Origin of the sequence: Streptomyces sp. NPDC051243, assembly GCF_044455405.1 — a bacterium.
Lineage (GTDB): Bacteria > Actinomycetota > Actinomycetes > Streptomycetales > Streptomycetaceae > Streptomyces.
In genome coordinates, this window is record NZ_JBITES010000020.1 from 97,698 (window position 1) to 116,931 (window position 19,234).

The window sequence follows — 19,234 nt, forward strand, 5'->3', positions numbered from 1 at the left end:
GGCCCCTGGGATGCGGTCACTTGACGGCGGACTGGGCAGCGGTCAGCGCGTCCTTCGGAGAGTTCGAGCCGCTGAGGGCGGACTGGACGGCCTTCCACATCTGTTCGGAGATCTTGGGGTATTCGGTGCCGAGGTCGTCGCTGGTCCGCCCCTTGGCCGCCTTGACCGCGTCGACCCACGGCTTCAACTCGGCGTTCGCCGCGACCTGCTTGTCCTGGACCTCGCCGGTGGGGGCGACGTAGGACAGGGTGGTGTCGGTGTCGTAGAGGTTCTCGGTGCTGGTCAGGCAGGCGACGAGCTTCTGCGAGATGGCGTAGCGGCCGGTGTCGCCCTGCACCGGGATGGTGACGAACTCGCCGCCGGTCGGGGCGGCGGCGTTGCCCCCTTCGGCGCCGGGGATGGGCAGGACGCCGTAGTCGAAGCCTGCCTTCTCGGCGTTGGCCAGCTGCCAGGTCCCGTTCTCGGCGAAGGCGTAGTCGCCGCTCGCGAACTCCTGCCAGCTGGTGGTCTGGGTGTTGTTGATGACCGAGTTCGGCGCGTACCCCTTGTCCAGCCAGCCCTTCCACAGGGACAGCGCGGAGACGGCCTCGGCGGAGTCGAGCTCGGTCAGCCGGGCGCCCGACCCCCAAAGCCACGGCAGGAACTGGAAGCTGCCCTCTTCCGTACCGATGGCGGAGAACGTGATGCCCTTCTTGCCGGCCTTCTTCACCTTCTCCAGCGCCGCCGTCAGCGACTGCCATTCCTTGACGGAGGCTATGTCCACGCCGGCTTCCTTCAGCACGTCCTTGTTGTAGTAGAGGGCGAGGGTGTTGGCGCCGATCGGCGTGCCGTAGGTCTTCCCGTCCGACTGGCCGGCCGCGAGCAGGTTGGGGTCCACCTTCGAGGTGTCCAGCTTGTTGTCGTCGGTCGTGGTGAGCACGCCCGCCTCGGCGAGGGTCGACACCACCGGGTTGTCCACAATGAGGACGTCCGCGGAGTTGTCCTGCTGCGCGGCCAGCAGCGCCTTGTTGGACAGGTCGCTGGTGTCGAAGGCGGTCCGCTTGATCTTGACGCCGGCCTCGGTGCCGCAGTCGTCCAGCAGCTTCGCCCAGGCCGAGCTTTTGTCGAACTGCGGGTACGGGTCCCAGATGGTGTACGTGCCGCTGTCCGCCGCGTTCGACCCGGTGCCGCCGGACCCGCAGGCCGTGGCGATGGCGGCGACGGCCAGTGCGGTGAGGGCTGCGGTGGTCAGACGGCGGTGTCTGGAGGAGCTGTTCATCGCGAAGGTTCCTTTGGTCTCGGGCATGCGGGTGCCGAGGGCACGGGGTGGCGGAGGAAGAAGGGCACGGCGAACGGCACTGCTGAGCGGCTCGAACGTCCGGTGAGGTGATGTGAGTCAGTGGGGTGAGTTGAGGAGAACTACGCGGGTGCGGTCAGGGCGCGGTACCGGTCCCCGCGGGCCCGGTGCTGGCCCGCAGGGAGATCGGCGGTGCGAGGAGGTGGTGCCGGGGTGGTCCGTCGGGCTGGTCGAGCCGCTCCACCAGCAGTTCGACGGCGCGCCGGCCCATCTCCTCCGCCGGCACGTCCGCCGCGGTGAGCTGCGGGGTCACCGTCTCCGCCCAGCGGCTGGCCACGACCCCGGTCACTGAGAAGTCGCGCGGCACATGGCGGCCCGCCTGGGCCAGTCCCCGGTAGAGGCCTCCGAGAGCGGCCTCGTTCAGCGTGACGAGGGCCGTGGTGTCGGGATCGTCGTGCAGGATGCGTTCCACGCAGGCCTGGCCCGAGGCGGCGTCGTCACCGCAGCAGTACGTCCGCACCGTCAGCCCACGCTCGGCCGCGGCCTTGGTGAAGCCGTCCAGGCCGCGGTGCGCCGACTCGTACCCGGCGCGCAGCAGCTGCTCGGGCCGGTTGACGAAGGAGACCCGGCGGTGGCCGAGATCCGCCAGGTGGTGGACGCACGCCGCCGCCAGGGCGGTGTGGTCCAGGCCCACCCACCAGCTGCCCTCCGGACGGGCGGTGCGGCCGATGGCGACGGAGGGGAAGTCCAGGGCGGCCAGGTGATCGACCCGGTCGTCCTCCAGTCTGATCTCCATCAGGATCGCGCCGTCGACCCGCCGCTCCCCCAGCAGCCGCTGGAAGGAACGGTCGCTGTCGACACCGCTGGGAGAGAGCAGCACGTCGTAGTCGTAGGCCGCGGCGGCCTCCACCACGCTGCCGATGAAATCCAGCTGCATCCCCGTGTAGTGGTTACCGGCCGGCGGGAAGACCAGGCCGATCGTGCTGGTCCGGCCGTTGGCCAGGGCGCGTGCGCTGGCGTTCGGGCGGTAGCCCAGTTCGTCGATGACCTGCTGGATCTTCCGGCGGGTGTCGTCCGAGACCGGTCGCTTGCCGCTCAGCGCGTAGGACACGGTGCTGCGCGATACACCGGCCCGCCGGGCGATCTCACCGATGTTCACGGCGACTCCTTGCTCGAACCGGTTCGACACTGCGGACCGGCCGTCGAACCGGTTCGCGTGAAGCGAAGTTAGGAACTGTCCGCACGCGTGTCAACACCCTTGGCCGCACTTGTCGCATCTCGGCAGAGGCCGGAAAAACCTCGCGTCCGAGGGATTGATGCTCCAGCTTCGCCGGTGCTAGCTTCGCGAACCGGTTCGATGAACTGATCCTTCCCACGTTCGGACGCCCTTGGCGCGTTTTCTTCGGAGCGCGGCCGCCGTTCCGCCGATCAGTAGGGTGCCCGTACCTGCGTGGCGCATGAGATCGAACCGGTTCGACGAAATGCCGACACTCAAGGATTGAGGACGCGATCCATGTCATCCGTTGACAGATCCGCCCGGCGCCTGGCCCCGACCGCTGCGGCAGTGGCTCTCGGCGCGGGCCTGCTGGCCGCACCGGCCGTCCCGGCGCAGGCTGCCGAGGCGCCTCCCCCCACCGTCCGCTACACCTTCGACCAGGACGACCTCTCCTCCGGAAAGATCATCGACAGTTCCGGCAACGGCCGCACCGCGAGCCTGGTCAACAGCTCCACCGCCGAGTCCGTCGAGGGCACGGACGGAGGCAAGGCACTCGCCCTGCCCGGCGGGTCGAGTGCCTCCGACGGCGCGTACGTCCGCCTTCCCCGCGAAGTGCTGGGCGATGCCACCGACTTGACGGTCTCCGCCCGCGTGAAGTGGAGCGGCGGCACATCGCCCTGGCAGCGGATCTTCGATCTGGGCACCGACACCACCGCGTATCTCCAGACGACCCCGTACAGCGGCGACGGGGCACTGCGCACGGCCATGACCACCGGCGCGGGGGGCGCGGAGACACAGGTCAACGGCTACGCGACGCTTCCCGCGAACGAGTGGCGCACCGTCACCGTCACCCTCGACACCTCCGCCGACCGGCTCACCACCTACCTCGACGGCGTGGCGGTCTCCTCCGCCAGGACGACCATGAACGCCAAGGATCTGCTGGGCGGTTCGGCCACGTCGGCCGGTTACATCGGCAAGTCCTTCTGGCCGGATCCGCTGTTCCAGGGCGCGATCGACGACTTCACCGTGTGGCACGCGGCGCTCAGCTCCGACCAGGTGGCCGGCCTGGTCGGGAACATCCCCACCTTCCAGCAGCTCTCGCGGACATCCTTCGAGGTCCGCACCACGACCGGGACCGCCCCGTCCCTCCCTGCCGCCGTCCGCTCCTCCTTCTCCGACGGCTACGACCGCGACATGCCGGCCACCTGGGACGCCGTACCGCCCGAGAAGTACGCGCAGCCAGGGACGTTCACCGTGGCGGGAACAGCGGCCGGACGCGCCGTGAAGGCGACGGTCACCGTGCTCCGTGAGGGACAGCTGACCGTCGACCTGGGCTCGGACACCGGCGCGTTCCACGGCGGCGCCTCCGGCACCCTCTACGGCGTGTACGGTCCGGACGTCCCCACCAACAATCTCATCGAGGGCATGGGCCTGCGCACCGTGTCCACCAAGGCCCAGGACGGCCCGCAGCACCCCGGTGCGGACGCCCTGGAAGTGGTCAAGCCGCTGGCCGACTCCACCGACGGCGACGTGTACATCTACATGACCGACATCCACCGCGGCTTCCCGTACCAGTGGCCGGGCAGCACCCCCGAGGAGAAGCTGAAGCTCTACCGGGAGAAGATCGCGACGCAGGTCGACCAGGTCCTGAAGCTGCCGAAGGAGTACCAGGACAACATCGTCTTCGTGCCGTTCAACGAGCCCGAGGGCAACATGTTCGGCACCGGCGAGTGGAGCTACAACAAGGTCAGCTGGCTGGACGACCCGGACGACTACTTCGCCGCCTGGGACGACTTCTACCAGCTCATCAAGAGCAGGATGCCCGGCGCCCGCATCGCCGGACCCAACACCAGCATCCTGTACGAGCAGGTGAAGGGATTCCTCACGCACGCGCTGGCCGCCGGCACCCTCCCGGACGTCATCAGCTGGCACGAGCTGAGTCACCCGGAGGCGGTCCGCGCGAGCGTCGCCAAGTACCGGGCGTGGGAGAAGGACCTGTTCAAGGGCACTGCCAAGGAGGGCACCCGGCTCCCGATCAACATCAACGAGTACGCCTTCAACTACCACACCTCGGTCCCCGGCCAGATGATCCAGTGGGTGTCCGCGATCGAGGAGTCCAAGGTCGACGCCGACATCGCGTACTGGAACATCGACGGCAACCTCTCCGCCTCCGCGGTGCAGTCGAACCGGGGCAACGGCCAGTGGTGGCTGCTGCACTCGTACGCCTCGATGAGCGGGCACACGGTGAAGGTGACCCCGCCGTTCCCCGGCGAGAACTACACCATGCAGGGCGTCGCCACGCTCGACGAGAAGAAGAAGCAGTCCCGGCTGATCTTCGGCGGCTCCACCGGCAAGGGCCACATCGCGTTCACGGGCGTCCCCAAGAAGGTGTTCGGGGACCGTGTGCACGCCTGGGTGAAGGAGATCGAGTGGAGCGGACAGGTGGGCGACAACTCCGGCCCGAAGCTGCTCGCCGAGCAGAACCTGGAGGTCGGTGACGACGGCACGGTGGTCGTCGACTTCGGCGACGGCACGCTGCCGAAGCTGAAGGAGTCCTCGGCGTACGAGATCGTCCTCAGCCCCGCCGGGAAGGCGAAGGGCACGCAGTCCCCGCCCCTTCGCTGGCAGTCGTCGTACGAGGCGGAGGACGCCGCCCACACCGGGTCCGGCTACTCCAGGAACGGCCCGGAGGGCTCGCCGCGTGACGTGTCGAAGTTCTACACCTCCGGCGGCTACGACGTGGGCGGTCTGCGCACCGGCTCGGACCTCACGCTCGACTTCGCCGTGGACGTGCCCGAGGACGGCACCTACGATCTGAGCGTCTTCGCCAACTCCCTCAACACCTTCGACAAGGTGAAGGAACAGGGCCCCACCAACGTCTCCCTACGGGTGGACGGCAGGGCGGACAGCGAGCAGGAGCTGCATCTGCCGCTCGGCTACAAGTGGGTGGTGTGGGACCACGCCGACACCAAGGTCCGGCTCACCAAGGGCAGGCACACCCTGACGCTCGCCGCCACGAGCCTCGACGGCAAGCGCGCCACCAAGGGTGACGCCATAGTCGACCGCCTCACCCTGTCCCTGCCGGAGGCTTCGGCGAACACCCAGGTGTACGAGGGCGAGCTGGCCTGGCTGAGCGGCGGGGCGCGGCCCGCCTACGACCTGCCGAAGCAGCCGGCCACCGGCTCGGGCGCGGCCCGGCTGGCGAAGGGCCAGACCGCCACGTTCTGGGTCTACTCACCCGCCGACCGCGAGGCCACCCTCAAGGTCGACACCCTCGGTGGCTCAGGTGCCCGTCTCTCGGTCAACGGGCACGACGTCCGGCGCCTGGGCAACGGCACGAGCAGCGTGGCCGTCTCCCTCTCGGGCGGCGTCAACAAGGTGACGGTGACCGGAGGTTCGGCCACAACGCTCGTCGACCGCCTCAGGGTCACGCCGACCGAGGGCACGCTCCCGGCGCGTACCTACGAGGCGAGCGACGCAAAGCTGGCCGGCTCGGCCACGCTGACCCCGCTCTCCCTGGCCACGGCCGGCACGGCGATCACCGGCGTCGGCGGCGACCCGGGCAACGGCAACACGGCGACGTTCACCGTGCAGGCCGACCGGGCCGGCCTGCACGCGCTGCGCATCCGCTACTCCAACCCCGAGCAGTCCGAGGCCACCCACTACAACCCGGACCCGCTCGCCCGCCACGCCGACATCACCGTCAACGGCGGCGACATGCGGCGCGTCGGCTTCCCGCACAGCTTCCACGCGAACAACTTCTGGGAGCTGACCGTCCCCGTCCACCTCGAGAAGGGACAGAACGCGATCACCTTCCGCTCCGAGGAGCTGCCGAACTTCGACGGCACCACCTACGCCTCGGACACCTTCCCCGGCGTGCTGCTCCGCTCCCGCCACGCGCCGCTGATCGACCGGATCACGGTCGCGCCCTATGCACGGGAGGTGCGATGAGGTGACCGTCACCGGCGGCGACCGGCCGCCGGTGACGCACGGGGACGGCGTCCCGCCGGGGGCGCCGTCCGCCCGGGCCATCGCCCATGAGCAGGTGCTGACCACGGGCGGGGTGACCCGCCTGGTGGACCGGATGGAGGCGGCGGGCGGTCGAGCGCACCGAGGACCCCGGAGACCGGCGCGGCCGGCTGGTACGCCTGACCCCGTTGGGCGAGGAGACCACCGTGCGCGCGTCGAGGCTGCATGTGGACAACATCCGCCGCTACTTCCTGGCCCCCCTGCCACCCGAGGACCGCGAGCGGTTCGCCGAGAACCGCATCCTCAGCCGCTCGGCCCGGGGCGAACTCCACCGCCTGCCCGGCCCCCCGCCGACGCCTCCGCCATCACCGCCACCCGCGACTACCTCGCCGCCTTCGAGGAAGGGCCCGGCAGGGCCGCCGACGCTGCCGCCCTGACGGACGCGCTCGTCAAGCGCCACCCGGACGACGGCATGCTGATCGCCGCCCAGATCGGCGCGCAGGTCGCCAAGGGTGAGATGAAGTGGGGCTGACCGAGATGCCCCACGGCAGCACCGGCTTCGCGACCTCCACCGCACCCGCCGACGTCGTACGCCGCCGGTACCTGGCCTCGGCCAACCGCGACCCGGCAGCGCTGCGCGCCACCCTCGCCCCCGACGTGGAGTGGACGGAGATGGCCGGCTTCCCCCTCGCCGGCACCTATCGCACCCCCTGACGGCGTCACCGGCAACGTCATGGAGAAGCTCGCCCAGGACTGGGACGACTGGACCGCGCACGACGACACCTCTGTCACCGAGGGCGAGAACGTCGTCGTCCTCGCCCGGTACACCGCGACCAACAAGGCGACCGGCAAGCCGATCAATGTCCGCACCGCCCACCACTTCACCGTCCGGGGCGGACTGATCGTCCGCTTCGAGCAGTTCGTCGAGACCGCCCTCGTCGCGCGAGGCCATGGCCGACTGACTCAACTCGCGACCGGCGCGGAGAAGTTGTCGCCGCGCGGAGATCGCGGGGCCTTCGGCGAGGTCAAGGGCGACCCGGCACCCGGCCGGGTCGGCCCGCACCCGGGAATCACCGCACCCGGCCCGCCGTTGACCACGACGACAGCTCTCGCACCGATCCCAAGGAGGCCGAGCGTGTACGGCGACCCGGCGGCAGTCCGCAAGATCCTCACCGAGCTCGGCGACACCTGGGCCGTCGTGGGCCTGTCCACGAACCAGCGGCGTGCGGCATACGGGGTCGCCGACGTCCTCCAGCGCTTCGGCAAGCGCATCGTGCCCGTGCACCCGAAGGCGGAGACGGTCCACGGGGAACAGGGGTATCCCTCCCTGGAGGCGATCCCCTTCGAAGTCGACGTCGTCGACGTGTTCGTCAACAGCGACCTCGCCGGGGCCGTCGCCGACGAAGCCGCGGCCATCGGCGCCAAGGCCGTCTGGTTCCAGCTCGGCGTCATCGACGAGGCCGCCTACGACCGCACCCGCGCCGCCGGGCTCGACATGGTCATGGACCGCTGCCCAGCCATCGAGATTCCGCGGCTGGGCTGACCGGACGGCGACAGCCGCCGCAACGCCGAGCCACTCACCCACCGCCTCGGAGCCCTCCCTTCCGCACGTCGGCCGCCTCATAATGCTCGGGTGACCTCCACCTCCCCCCACCCCAACTCCGGTGCCCCGCAACGCTTTCCGGTCGTCATCGTGGGCGCCGGGCCGGCCGGCCTGACCATCGGCAACATCCTGCGGGCGGCGTCCGTCGACTGTCTGGTCCTGGAGACCGAGACCCGCCCGTTCATCGAGCGGCGGCCACGGGCCGGGGTCATCGAGGAGTGGGCCGTACGCGGACTCGAGCGGCGGGGTCTCGCGGACACGCTGCTGGAGCGGGCGCAGCGGCACACCGAGTGCGAGTTCCGGTTCGCCGGGGAGCGCTACCGGTTCGAGTACGGGCAGCTGACGGGGCTTCACCACTGGGTGTACCCCCAGCAGTTGCTGGTGACGGACCTGGTGCGGGAGTACACGGACGTGCGGGGCGGGGCCGTACGCTTCGGCGTTCAGGACGTGGAACTGCACGACCTCGACACCGACCACCCCTCGGTGGCGTACACCGACCCGGAGACGGGTCGGCGCGAGCTCGTGCACTGCGACTTCGTGGCCGGCTGCGACGGCGCGCGCGGAGTGTCGCGCACCGCCGTGCCGGCCGGCCGTGCCCGCATCTCGCGCGGCGACTACGGCGTCGGCTGGCTGGCGCTGCTCGCCGAGGCGCCGCCGTCCGCCGACTGTGTCGTGTTCGGCATGCATCCACGCGGGTTCGCCGGGCACATGCAGCGCAGCGCCGAGGTGACGCGCTACTACCTCCAGTGCCCGCCGGGCGACGACCCGGAGAACTGGTCGCACGACAGGGTCTGGACGGAGCTGCGGCAGCGGCTCGGTGCGAACGGCGCGCCCGCGCTGACGGAGGGGCGGCTGATCGAGAAGCGCGTCCTCGACATGCACAGCTACGTGGTCGAGCCCATGGTGTTCGGCCGCCTCTTCCTGGCCGGCGACGCCGCCCATCTGACCGCCCCGATCGCCGCGAAGGGCATGAACCTCGCCCTGCACGACGCGTTCCTGCTCGGCGACGCGCTCATCGCCCACCTCACGAAGGGCGACGACACCGGCCTGGACGGCTACTCGGCGGCCTGCCTGCGCCGGGTGTGGGACTACCAGGAGTTCTCCCACTGGCTCTCCGAGGTCTACCACGGCCCGTCCTCGGGCGACCCCTACCGCGCGGGCACCACCCTCGCCCGACTGCGCCGCCTCTTCGGCTCCCCGACCGCGGCGATGGCGTTCGCCGAGCAGTACCTGGGCAAGAACACCGGCTACTGAGCCCCCGGATTGCGGCGGCGCTCCGTCAGTCGTGCAGCGGCCGGTCGCTCAGCCGGTGGTCCGCCACGTTCAGCGCCTCGTCGACGAGGCGGCGCAGATGGCCGTCGCGCAGGGAGTAGATCACCCGGCGGCCCTCCTTGCGTGTGTTCACCAGTCCGGCGAGGCGCAGCCGGGCCAGATGCTGGCTGACGGCCGGCCGAGCCGCGCCACAGGCCTCGGTGAGCGTGGTGACGTCGGCCTCCCCCGCCGTCAGGGCGTGCAGCAGCGTGAGGCGGGTGCGGTCGCCGAGCAGGGCCAGCAGTTCGGCGGCGAGCGCGAACTGCTCCTCGCCCGGGGTGCGCGGGTGCGCATCGTTCGCAGGTGACAGGTGCATGCGTGCGCTCATACGCACATAATGGCGGGGTGGGCGGCTTCGCGTCCACCCGCGCACCGGAAGGGGACGCCGTGAGCGACCGGCACGAGCACGAGCACGAGCACCACCATGAGCACGGGCACGCCCATGCGCACGGGAGCGCACACGAGCCCCGCCACGAGCACGACCACCCCCGTCCCCACTCCGCCGCCGGCCTCCGCCACCGCCTCACCCACCTCCTGCGCCCCCACTCCCACGAAACCGCCGACAAGCTCGACTCGGCGCTGGAGTCCTCCGCCCGCGGCATGCGCGCCCTGTGGGTCTCGCTCGCCGTGCTCGGCGTGACGGCGCTCGTTCAGGCGGTCGTGGTGGTCGTCTCCGGTTCGGTGGCGCTGCTCGGGGACACCGTGCACAACACGGCGGACGCGCTGACCGCCGTACCGCTCGGCATCGCCTTCGTGCTCGGCCGGCGCGCGGCGAACCGTCGCTTCACCTACGGCTACGGGCGGGCGGAGGATCTCGCGGGCATCGTCATCGTGCTGACGATCGCCGCGTCCGCGGCCTTCGCGGCGTGGACGGCCGTCGACCGCCTCCTCGACCCGCGCCCCATGGAGCACATCCCGGCCGTGGCCGTGGCGGCACTCGTCGGGTTCGCGGGAAACGAGTGGGTGGCCCGGTACCGGATCCGGGTGGGCCGCGCGATCGGCTCGGCCGCGCTGGTCGCGGACGGGTTGCACGCCCGTACCGACGGATTCACCTCACTGGCCGTCCTGTTGAGCGCGGGCGGTGCCGCACTGGGCTGGCAACTCGCGGACCCGATCGTGGGGCTGGCGATCACGGCCGCGATCACGCTGGTGCTGCGGGACGCGGCGCGCGAGGTGTTCCGCCGGGTGATGGACGCCGTGGACCCGGCCCTGGTGGACCGGGCCGAGCGGGCGCTTCGGGAGGTCGCGGGCGTGCGTGAGGTGGGCGAGCTGCGGCTGCGCTGGATCGGGCACCGGTTGCGCGCCGAGGTGGCGGTCGTCGTGGACGGCGAGGTGACGGTACGTCAGGCGCACGCCATCGCCGTCGATGCCGAACACGCCCTGCTGCACGCCGTACCCCGGCTCACCGCGGCCCTGGTCCACGCCGATCCGCAACCGGTGCCGGGCGAGGCGGATCCGCATCTGGCCCTGGCCCACCACGCCAAGGCCTGAGCCCGCCCGCTCAGGCGACGCCGAGCCCCTCCAGTACGACCGCCCCCGGCAGCTCCGCGAAGGCCTTCCCCGGCACCAGCAGCTTGCCCCGCCGGCGCCCGCTGCCGACCAGGACGTACGGCAGGTCGACGACGGCCGAGTCCACCAGCACAGGCCAGTCGTCGGGCAGTCCGATCGGCGTGATGCCGCCGTACTCCATGCCGGTCTCGCCGGTCGCCGTGTCCATGGAGGCGAACGACGCCTTTCGGGCGCCCAGTTGACGCCGCACGACACCGTTCACGTCGACTGGGGTGGTGGAGAGTACGACGCACGCGGCAAGCGTGGTCTCGCCGCCGCGCTTGCCGGCGACGACCACGCAGTTCGCGGACTGCTCCAGCAGTTCCCGCCCGTAGTGCTCGACGAACACGGCGGTGTCGGCCCACCGCGGATCGGTCTCGACGTAGACGATCTGGTCGGCGGGGACGCTGCCGTGCCAGTGGCGTACGGCGTCGGCGACCGGGCGGGTGAGCTCGTCGAGGCAGGCGGGGGCGGGGGCGGCGTTGTCGAAGTGTCCGATGGGTGCGTCCATGAGCGCACGCTAACAGGACCGCCGACGCCGTCGGGGCGAGATCTCAGCGGGCGGGCGGGACCGAGACGGCCAGCATCCACTCCACGGGGACGTCGCCCCGATTGCCGTACGTGTGCGGGGCGTCGGCCTCGAAGGTGGCGCTCGCGCCGGCCGGGACGAGGTAGTCGGTGCCGTCGACGGTGAGGGTCAGTTCGCCCGCCGTGACATGGACGATCTCGACGGTGCCGACGGGGTGCGGGTCCGAGGTGCTGCTCTCGCCCGGCATCACCCGCCAGTGCCACATCTCCAGCGGGCCGGGCGCCTCGGTGCCGGCGAGGAGCCGGCTGTGGCTGCCCGCGTCGGTGTGCCACAGCCGCACGACCTGGTCGGCCGGGACGACCCGCACCTTCGGTCCCTGCTCGTAGTCGAGGAGCGTGGTGATGCTGACCCCGAGCGCGTCCCCGATCTTGATGACCGTGCCGAGGCTGGGGTTGGTGCGCGCCTGCTCGATCTGGATGAGCATGCCGCGACTGACGCCTGCCCGGGCGGCGAGCACGTCCAGCGTGAAGCCGCGCACCGCGCGCCAATGCTTGACATTGCGCGCCAGGGACTGGGTCAGCAGTTCGAGGTCCGACACATTCCGTCCAAGTTCCGGAGTTCATTATTCTGGATGACAGGGTCCAATCTGATGCACTACCGTGGGATGCACCCGATCGTGCATCGAACTGTACTGCGAGGCCACCCGTGACAGCACTCTTCGCCCTGGCCACCAGCCTGTTGTGGGGGCTGGCCGACTTCGGCGGCGGACTGCTGACCCGGCGCACCCCCGCGCTCACGGTGGTGGTCGTCTCGCAGGCGATCGCCGCCGCCGTGCTCGGCGTGATCGTGGTCGCCACGGGCGGCTGGCGTGAGGCCGACTCCCGGCTGTGGTTCGCGGTCGCCGCCGGCGTGGTGGGCCCGGTCGCCCTGCTCTGCTTCTACAAGGCGCTCGCGCTCGGCCCGATGGGCGTGGTCTCCCCGCTGGGCACGGTGGGTGTGGCGGTCCCGGTCGGTGTGGGCCTGTTCCTCGGCGAGCGCCCCGGACTGGTGCAGATCGCGGGGATCGCGGTCGCCGTGCTCGGTGTCGCACTCGCGGGCGGACCGCAGTTGCGGGGTGCGCCCGTACAGCGGCAGGCCATCCTGCTCACGCTGATCGCGGCCTTCGGTTTCGGCGCGGTGTTCGCGCTGATCGCGGAGGCGTCGACCACCATCACGGGCCTGTTCCTCGCGCTCTTCGTCCAGCGCGTGGTCAACGTGGCGGCCGGCGGCCTCGCGTTGTACGTGTCGGTACGGCGGGGCGCGGCCGCCCTCCCGGACGGCGGCATCCCTTGGCGCTCGCTGCCCGCGTTCGCCTTCGTGGGCCTCGCCGACGTCGCGGCGAACGGCACATATGTGGTCGCCGCACACCATGGCCCGGTCACCGTGGCGGCTTTGCTCGCCTCGCTCTATCCGGTAGTGACCGCGCTCGCCGCGCGCGGATTCCTGCGGGAGAGGCTACTGGCGGTGCAGGCGGCGGGTGCGGGGCTCGCGCTGATGGGCACGGTGCTGCTGGCGGCCGGCTGACCCAGCACTCCGGGACCGGCGGGTTCAGGCCCGCTACCGGGCGGACTCAGGCCTCCGCGGGCACTCCCCGACCGACCGGCTCAGGCCTCCGCAGGCACACCCCGACCGACCGGCTCAGGCCTCCGCGGGCACACCCCGACCGACCGGCTCAGGCCTCCGCGGCCGGTTCGGCGAGTTCGGCGGCGGCCTTCTCGTCCAGCTCCGCCAGCTTCGCCGCCGTCTCCTCGTCCAGCTCGGACAGCGCCTGGAGCTGCTCGGGCGTGATCCCGTCCGGTATCGGGACCGGCGCCGGGGTCCGCAGCGGCGGCTGCCAGCCCTCACCGGGTGTCCAGCGCCGTACGACACGGGCGGGCGCCCCCGCCACTACGGCGTGGTCGGGCACCGTGCCCCGCACCACCGCACCGGCCGCGACCACGACGTTCCGCCCGATCCGCGCGCCCGGCAGGATCACCGCACCGGTACCGATCCAGCATCCCGGGCCGATCGAGACCGGCTCCATGCGGGGCCACTGCTTGCCGATGGGCTCGTGCGGATCGTCGTACGAGTGGTTGGTGGACGTGACGTAGACGTACGGCCCGAAGTAGCAGTCGCTGCCGATGGTGACCGTCGTGTCGGCGATGACATGGCTGCCGCGGCCCAGCACGACGCCGTCCCCTATGCGCAGGATCGGCTCCGGGCCCAGGTCGAGGTCGGGCATCAGACCGGCGGTCAGCGTCACCTGCTCGCCGACGATGCAGTGGGAGCCGAGGTGGATCCAAGGCTCGCCGAAGACAGTGCCGAGCGGGAAGGCGAGGCGGGTGGCTTCGCCGATCGAGCCGAAGCGGAGGCGGCCGGGATTCTCGGCGGTCACCGAACCCGCGCGCTGCGCCCAGGCCCAGGCCGCGTGGACGGCGCGCTGCGTGAGGCCGCGCCGCCAGGATGAGAACGTGTTCTTACGCTTCGGCACGGGCTCACCGTACTGAGGCTTCGGTGTCCGTATGAGGTCGAGGGCGTGTGATCTTCACCCCAGCGGGTGGCGTACGGTGCGTCTACGAGGTCGGCGAGGAGGAGAGAGCGATGACGCAGAGGGCGCTGGTCATGGGTATCGGGGGCCGGGCACCGAAGATCGAGGACACCGCCTTCGTGGCGCCGACCTCGTCGGTGATCGGGGACGTGACCTTGGCGGCGGGGGCGAGCGTTTGGTACGGCGCCGTGGTGCGGGGTGACGTCGAGCGGATCTCCGTCGGCGCGCAGAGCAACATCCAGGACAACTGCACGCTGCATGCCGATCCCGGGTTCCCGGTGAGCATCGGGGAGCGGGTGTCGGTCGGTCACAACGCCGTGGTGCATGGGGCGACCGTTGAGGACGACTGCTTGATCGGCATGGGGGCGACCGTGTTGAACGGGGCGGTCATCGGTGCGGGGTCCCTGGTTGCCGCGCAGGCGTTGGTGCCGCAGGGGATGCGGGTGCCGCCCGGGTCGCTTGTCGCGGGGGTGCCGGCCAAGGTGAAGCGGGAGCTCACCGAGGAAGAGCGTCAGGGTGTCACGCTCAACGGGACCATGTATGCGGAGTTGGCGAAGGCACACCGGGCAGAGCACGGGGGCTGAGGAAGGCGGCGTTTCAGTCCCCGGCGCCCACAGGCTCGGGCTCCGGCTGCGCAGCCACCTGCGCCTTCTTCGCCTTGCGCTTGATGATCAGCATCGACGTCAGGCCGATCAGGACCGCCGCCACCAGACCCAGCCACGAGAAGCGCTTCAGCCAGGACTCGGCGACCACACCGACGTAGTAGATGACCGCGGTCGTGCCGCCCGCCCAGAGGATGCCGCCGAAGACGTTGGCGATCAGGAACTTCCAGTACGGCATCCGCAGGACGCCCGCGAGGGGGCCGGCGAAGATGCGCAGGAGGGCGACGAAGCGGCCGAAGAAGACGGCCCACATGCCCCACTTCTGGAAGGAGCGCTCGGCGGTGGCGATATGGCCCTCGCTGAAGTGCTTCGGGAATTTCGTGCCCAGCCAGGTCAGGAGGGGGCGGCCGCCCTTGCGGCCGATGGCGTAGCCGATGGAGTCACCGATGATCGCGCCCGCGGTCGCACAGGCGCCGAGCACGAACGGGTCGATCTCACCGTGCTGTGAGGCGAGCAGCGCCGAGGAGACCAGGATGATCTCGCCGGGCAGCGGGATGCCCAGGCTCTCCAGGCCGATGACCACGCCGACCAGCAGATAGATGGCGAGCGGGGGCACCGTTTCGAGCCATTCCTGGACGTGCAACGCCGCTTCCTCTCGGTTCCTGGACCTTGTTGTTCCCGGCGCACGCTCGGCTGAGAGCGTGCGCCGGGGCAGCCTACCTGCTCTGTGAGACGGTCTCGGTGTCCCACAGGTTGCATTTGTGCTCACGGTGCACGGTGGTGCTCAACTCGTTCCCGCCGGAGGACAGGGTGCGGAGCGTCAGTACGGTGCCGGGGCGGGCGGGCATGGCGGGCTGGCCCGCCGCGCGTGGCACACCGTCCCGGACGAAGGAGCCCCAGTACTGGACCATCTGCCGCGCCAGCGTCCGCTGCTCGGCGTTCAGCGGTGACGGAAGGCCGAAGTGCTTGAAGAGGTACTGCACCTCGTTGACGTGGGTCGCGCCGAAGTCGAAGTCCGTGCCGAGGTCGCGCAGGGAGGCGAAGGGCGGGGAGGTGCGGTCGGCGAACTCGTACGCGTAGACCTTGCCGCGTCCGGCGAGCGTGCCGTCGAGGCGCAGGGCCGGGCAGGCGAACAGCTGGTCGCCCTGGGCCGTGGCGTACGCGATGGTCGGGGAGGGGTACGACGACAGGGGGTAGCGCGCGAGCGCGTCGTCGCCGTAGTCCGTCCTCATCACGGTCGGGTACTGCTCGGCGGTGAGCGGGGTGCCGTTCAGGTCGAAGCGGCCGAAGGCAAAGAGGCGGCCTTCGTCCTGGTTCGCACCGTTCATGACCGGTACGCCGGCCGCGGCTCCCTGAGCGAACGCCTCCCTCGGTTGCCGGGGCAGGAAGGCACCGCCGGTCACGGGCGCCCAGTCGAAGCCGCTCTGCGCGGCCAGGATGTCGGCGGCCGGCTTGGCGCGCAGGCAGGCCAGGTCGGTGCAGCCGAGCTTCCGCGCGAATTCGGCGCCCTGGGCCACGGCGGTCTCGTGCGTACGCGCACCGCAGTCGCCGTACGCCCCGCTCTGGATGATCCCGGCCCGGAACAGCCCCTTCGCCGTCGGCGAGGCCAGCTGGGTGCAGACCGAGCGGCCGCCCGCCGACTCGCCCGCGATGGTCACACGGCCCGGGTCGCCGCCGAAGCGGCCGATGTTGGCGCGCACCCAGCGCAGCGCGGCCTGCTGGTCGAGCATGCCGAAGTTGCCGGAAACCCCGTCGCGGGCCTCGCCGTCCAAGCCGGCCGTGGCGAGGAAGCCCATCGCCCCGAGGCGGTAGTTGACGGTCACGACGACCGTGCCGGTCCGGCGGGCGAACGTATCGGGGACGATGTCCTGACCGGCCCCGGCGGTGAGCCCTCCGCCGTGGAACCAGACGAGGACAGCCCGGCGGGCGGCGCCCTCGGGGACGTACACATTGAGGTCGAGACAGTCCTCGGTGTGGGTCGGCCGCTCGTATCCGGGGTCCCAACTCGCGCCCTGGACACACTTGTTGCCGAAGTCCTGCGCCGTACGGACGCCTTGCCAGGGCCGGACCGGCCGGGGTTCCCGCCAGCGGAGTTCTCCGACGGGCGGCTCGGCGTAGGGGATGCCGAGGAACTGCCGTCCCTCGGCGGTGGTTTCACCCCGGACCCAGCCCGCGTCCGTGCGGACGACAGGTGGATCGGCGGCCTGCGCGGGCACGGGAGTGACGAGCGCGGCCGCGAGGGCCAACAGTGCGACGGACATACGACGTATCACCGGTCCACCTCCACGTTCGTGAGCATGGGACTGCAGTGGCGCGGCGGGAAAACTAGGAACGTCGGTGACTCGTGTCAATGATGTGCACGAGAAACGGCCGAATGACGTCAGGGACTGATGCAGGGGTCACCCCGGTGCGGGGTGACCCCTGACTAGCGGAGGGCGGAGTCGAGCTTCGTCGTGGCCGTGCCGACGACCCCGGAGACGGTGGCCGGCACGTCGGCCGGCAGGGCCACGACGGCATCGACGGGAATGGCGGGTTCGGCTTCGTCGCCGGAGCCGTCCTGCACGTATCGCGTCTCGTACTGCGGCTCCGGCTCGTCCGCAGGCCGGTTCGGCTCACCCCCCGGGGAGTCGGCCTCGGGCGGCTCGGGGGCGGCGGCATCCGGCGACTCGTGCCCGGGTGCGGGCTCCGGGTCCGCGGGTACTCCGCCCTCGCGCTCCTCCTCCCCCTTCTCCCGCCTCTTCTCCTCCGCCTTCTGCTCGGGTTCCGGCACCCCCTCGGCCGCGAGCCCGCCGTCGAGCACCCAGCGCTGCGCCTCGGATCCGTCCCGCTCGACCAGCACCACGCTCCCGCCCTCTCCGGACGCGACCGCCAGCCCCTCGGACCGGCGCGGCAGCAGTTCCCCGTGGACGGTGAGGTCGTAGCGCACCTCGCCGGCGTGCGCGAGGCAGTCGGCCAGGACGACCCTGCCGTTGTCGGCATCGGAGTCCAGGCAGAGCGTGGGGTCTGCCGCGCTTCGCAGCAGGCCGCTGCCCTGGTACGACCACTGCTGGGACGCGGCGGACGAGCACACCGCCAGCTCGGCCCGGGCACCGGTTCGGATCTCGCCCGCGTGGAGGTCCAGGCACAGGCCGCGTTCGACGTTGCGGAGTCTGCCCTGGGCGATCTCGACGGGGTCCTCGACCGAGGCTGCCGACGGTGAACCGCCGGTCGAGGGCCTGGACCCCGCACCCGGGTTGACGGACTGCCCGCTGGGCACGCCCCAGGTCGCCTGTGCGTCGGGGACACCGCTCTCCTCGGACCAGCCCTTGGAGGTGAGCAACGTGACGAGCAGGACGAGGGAGGTCAGACCGACACCCACCGCCAGAGCCCTCGTGCGTCCGCGCGGTGCGGCGAGCTGGGCCGGGCGGTGCCGTCCGCCGCCTCGGGGGCGGACGGCCGACGCCGATCCGGCGCCGCCGCGGCCGGGCCGGGAGTCGAGATAGCGCCGGGCGCCCCAGCCGAGCACGGTTTCGGCGAGCAGCACGTCGAGTCCGCCCTCGAAATGACTGAGCTGCTCGGCGGCGTGACGGCAGTAGCGGCAGTCCATCAGATGCTGTTGCACATCAGGCAACAAGGACCCGCCCCGGCGAATGGGGACGTCGAGGAGACGGTTGTAGTAACGGCATTCGCGGGTGGGCGCGAGTTCGCGATGGGCGCGGACACAGCCTTGCCGGAATTGCTCACGCACTCTCTCCAGCGCGGCGGAAGCGGTGCCGGTGTCAACTCCCAGCAGACCAGCTGGTATGGTTATCGGTTCCGCCTCGACCTCGGTGTGCCAGAGGAGGCATTGGGAGGCTCCCGGAAGAGCCCGGAATGCACGCTCGGCGATATGACGTCTTTCGGGCGTCGCGGACCGTGCGGCGCGCAGCCCGCGCCCTCCGGTGGGTTTGCCGAGTTCCGGCAGCAGGGCGGAAATGGCACGGTCCGACGCCCATTCCTTCACCAGCTCCCGTACGGCGGTGAGGAGTTGGGGACGCAGTGCGCCGCCGGCCGGACGGCCGAGCACGCGATGGAACGCCGCGGCGGCCACCATGGAGGCCGAACTCTCGGCGGACGCGAGGCAGATGGCCGCGTAGTCGTGGGCGGCGCGCCAGTGGCGCGCCATCAGCAGAGCGACGGCGTGACCGTCCGCACCGGTCCGGCCCGGGCCCGCGAGGAGATCGCGGTCGGACCGTCCGGGGCTCCCCCCGGGCCGTGGCGGGTAAGGCGGTCGTGGGGGGTAGGGGGATTGCACTGAACCATTTCCTTCCCAGCCGCAGGACACCATGGGGAATTGGCGTCCGTCGGAAAGCAGGTGCGTGATTGGTGCATACCTGGGCCGCTCATCTGTGGACCGGCTGTCGGGCCGCTCACTTTCGCACAAGCGACGCAGAGGAAACAAGAAGTTCGAGTGACTCTCGTTCAAAAAGCAGGAAATTCAGAAGGGTTACCGCCGGTATCCGCACCGGCATTCGAAACAGTCGTCGGCCCCGGCACCAAGTTGTGTGCAGGCAAAGAACATTGGTCCACGGAATCTTCAATTCCGCATACCGCACAGCAAGCTCCGAGGTTTCTCCCGGCACGCTCTCATCCCCG

The 19,234-nt window shown here is 70.9% G+C and carries 15 protein-coding genes and 2 pseudogenes; 8 read left to right on the plus strand and 9 right to left on the minus strand.

What is annotated here, in order from left to right:
- Positions 1 to 16 precede the first annotated feature (16 nt).
- Together ACIBAG_RS39080 and ACIBAG_RS39085 are read right to left on the minus strand one after the other, a co-directional pair.
- The gene (locus ACIBAG_RS39080) at positions 17 to 1,258 is read right to left on the minus strand and encodes an extracellular solute-binding protein (protein WP_399112061.1); all 1,242 of its coding nucleotides are present in this window, start codon (positions 1,256 to 1,258) and stop codon (positions 17 to 19) included.
- A 154-nt stretch (positions 1,259 to 1,412) separates the two neighbouring features.
- Entirely contained in the window at positions 1,413 to 2,435 is a 1,023-nt protein-coding gene (locus ACIBAG_RS39085) for a LacI family DNA-binding transcriptional regulator (RefSeq protein WP_399112063.1), read from the minus strand.
- A gap of 354 nt (positions 2,436 to 2,789) precedes the next feature.
- Between ACIBAG_RS39085 and ACIBAG_RS39090 the strand changes: the two genes are divergently transcribed.
- The 5 genes and pseudogenes from ACIBAG_RS39090 to ACIBAG_RS39110 all read left to right on the plus strand — a co-directional run bounded on the left by ACIBAG_RS39090 (position 2,790) and on the right by ACIBAG_RS39110 (position 9,318).
- A complete protein-coding gene (locus tag ACIBAG_RS39090) occupies positions 2,790 to 6,443 on the plus strand; it encodes a LamG-like jellyroll fold domain-containing protein (RefSeq protein WP_399112065.1) in 3,654 nt (1,217 codons plus the stop codon).
- A 67-nt stretch (positions 6,444 to 6,510) separates the two neighbouring features.
- Positions 6,511 to 6,802: pseudogene (locus ACIBAG_RS39095) on the plus strand (MarR family winged helix-turn-helix transcriptional regulator); the annotation flags it as partial.
- 196 nt (positions 6,803 to 6,998) lie between these two features.
- A pseudogene (locus tag ACIBAG_RS39100) lies at positions 6,999 to 7,401 on the plus strand (nuclear transport factor 2 family protein); the annotation flags it as partial.
- A gap of 195 nt (positions 7,402 to 7,596) precedes the next feature.
- Positions 7,597 to 8,004, plus strand: a complete 408-nt coding sequence (locus ACIBAG_RS39105) for a CoA-binding protein (RefSeq protein WP_399112225.1) — start codon at positions 7,597 to 7,599, stop codon at positions 8,002 to 8,004.
- A gap of 90 nt (positions 8,005 to 8,094) precedes the next feature.
- Positions 8,095 to 9,318 carry a 4-hydroxybenzoate 3-monooxygenase gene (locus tag ACIBAG_RS39110; protein WP_399112067.1) on the plus strand — a complete coding sequence of 408 codons (1,224 nt, stop codon included), beginning with the start codon at positions 8,095 to 8,097 and terminating at the stop codon, positions 9,316 to 9,318.
- Between the two features lie 25 nt (positions 9,319 to 9,343).
- Here ACIBAG_RS39110 and ACIBAG_RS39115 read toward each other — a convergent pair whose 3' ends face one another.
- A complete protein-coding gene (locus ACIBAG_RS39115; RefSeq protein WP_399112069.1) occupies positions 9,344 to 9,703 on the minus strand; it encodes an ArsR/SmtB family transcription factor in 360 nt (119 codons plus the stop codon).
- Between the two features lie 59 nt (positions 9,704 to 9,762).
- On the opposite strand from ACIBAG_RS39115, the gene ACIBAG_RS39120 reads away from it, so the two are divergent.
- Entirely contained in the window at positions 9,763 to 10,866 is a 1,104-nt protein-coding gene (locus ACIBAG_RS39120; protein WP_399112071.1) for a cation diffusion facilitator family transporter, read from the plus strand.
- Positions 10,867 to 10,876: 10 nt separating this feature from the next.
- Here ACIBAG_RS39120 and ACIBAG_RS39125 read toward each other — a convergent pair whose 3' ends face one another.
- Positions 10,877 to 11,434 carry a YbaK/EbsC family protein gene (locus ACIBAG_RS39125; RefSeq protein WP_399112072.1) on the minus strand — a complete coding sequence of 186 codons (558 nt, stop codon included), beginning with the start codon at positions 11,432 to 11,434 and terminating at the stop codon, positions 10,877 to 10,879.
- 43 nt (positions 11,435 to 11,477) lie between these two features.
- Positions 11,478 to 12,050 carry a helix-turn-helix domain-containing protein gene (locus ACIBAG_RS39130; protein ID WP_399112074.1) on the minus strand — a complete coding sequence of 191 codons (573 nt, stop codon included), beginning with the start codon at positions 12,048 to 12,050 and terminating at the stop codon, positions 11,478 to 11,480.
- 107 nt (positions 12,051 to 12,157) lie between these two features.
- Here ACIBAG_RS39130 and ACIBAG_RS39135 point away from each other — a divergent pair, with 107 nt between their 5' ends.
- Positions 12,158 to 13,015 carry a DMT family transporter gene (locus tag ACIBAG_RS39135; protein ID WP_399112075.1) on the plus strand — a complete coding sequence of 286 codons (858 nt, stop codon included), beginning with the start codon at positions 12,158 to 12,160 and terminating at the stop codon, positions 13,013 to 13,015.
- Positions 13,016 to 13,163: 148 nt separating this feature from the next.
- Here the strand turns inward: ACIBAG_RS39135 and ACIBAG_RS39140 are convergent, their stop codons facing one another.
- The gene (locus tag ACIBAG_RS39140; protein ID WP_399112076.1) at positions 13,164 to 13,961 is read right to left on the minus strand and encodes an acyltransferase; all 798 of its coding nucleotides are present in this window, start codon (positions 13,959 to 13,961) and stop codon (positions 13,164 to 13,166) included.
- A 110-nt stretch (positions 13,962 to 14,071) separates the two neighbouring features.
- On the opposite strand from ACIBAG_RS39140, the gene ACIBAG_RS39145 reads away from it, so the two are divergent.
- The gene (locus tag ACIBAG_RS39145) at positions 14,072 to 14,602 is read left to right on the plus strand and encodes a gamma carbonic anhydrase family protein (protein ID WP_399112078.1); all 531 of its coding nucleotides are present in this window, start codon (positions 14,072 to 14,074) and stop codon (positions 14,600 to 14,602) included.
- Positions 14,603 to 14,615: 13 nt separating this feature from the next.
- On the opposite strand, the gene ACIBAG_RS39150 is transcribed toward ACIBAG_RS39145, so the two are convergent.
- The 3 genes from ACIBAG_RS39150 to ACIBAG_RS39160 form a co-directional block, all read right to left on the minus strand.
- Positions 14,616 to 15,263, minus strand: coding sequence for a DedA family protein (locus tag ACIBAG_RS39150; protein WP_399112080.1), 648 nt, complete (start codon positions 15,261 to 15,263; stop codon positions 14,616 to 14,618).
- Positions 15,264 to 15,336: 73 nt separating this feature from the next.
- On the minus strand, positions 15,337 to 16,881 hold the full coding sequence (locus tag ACIBAG_RS39155; protein ID WP_399112081.1) for a carboxylesterase/lipase family protein: 1,545 nt from the start codon (positions 16,879 to 16,881) through the stop codon (positions 15,337 to 15,339).
- 164 nt (positions 16,882 to 17,045) lie between these two features.
- Complete coding sequence (locus ACIBAG_RS39160) at positions 17,046 to 18,764, minus strand: RICIN domain-containing protein (protein ID WP_399112083.1); 1,719 nt, start codon at positions 18,762 to 18,764, stop codon at positions 17,046 to 17,048.
- Positions 18,765 to 19,234: the final 470 nt, after the last annotated feature.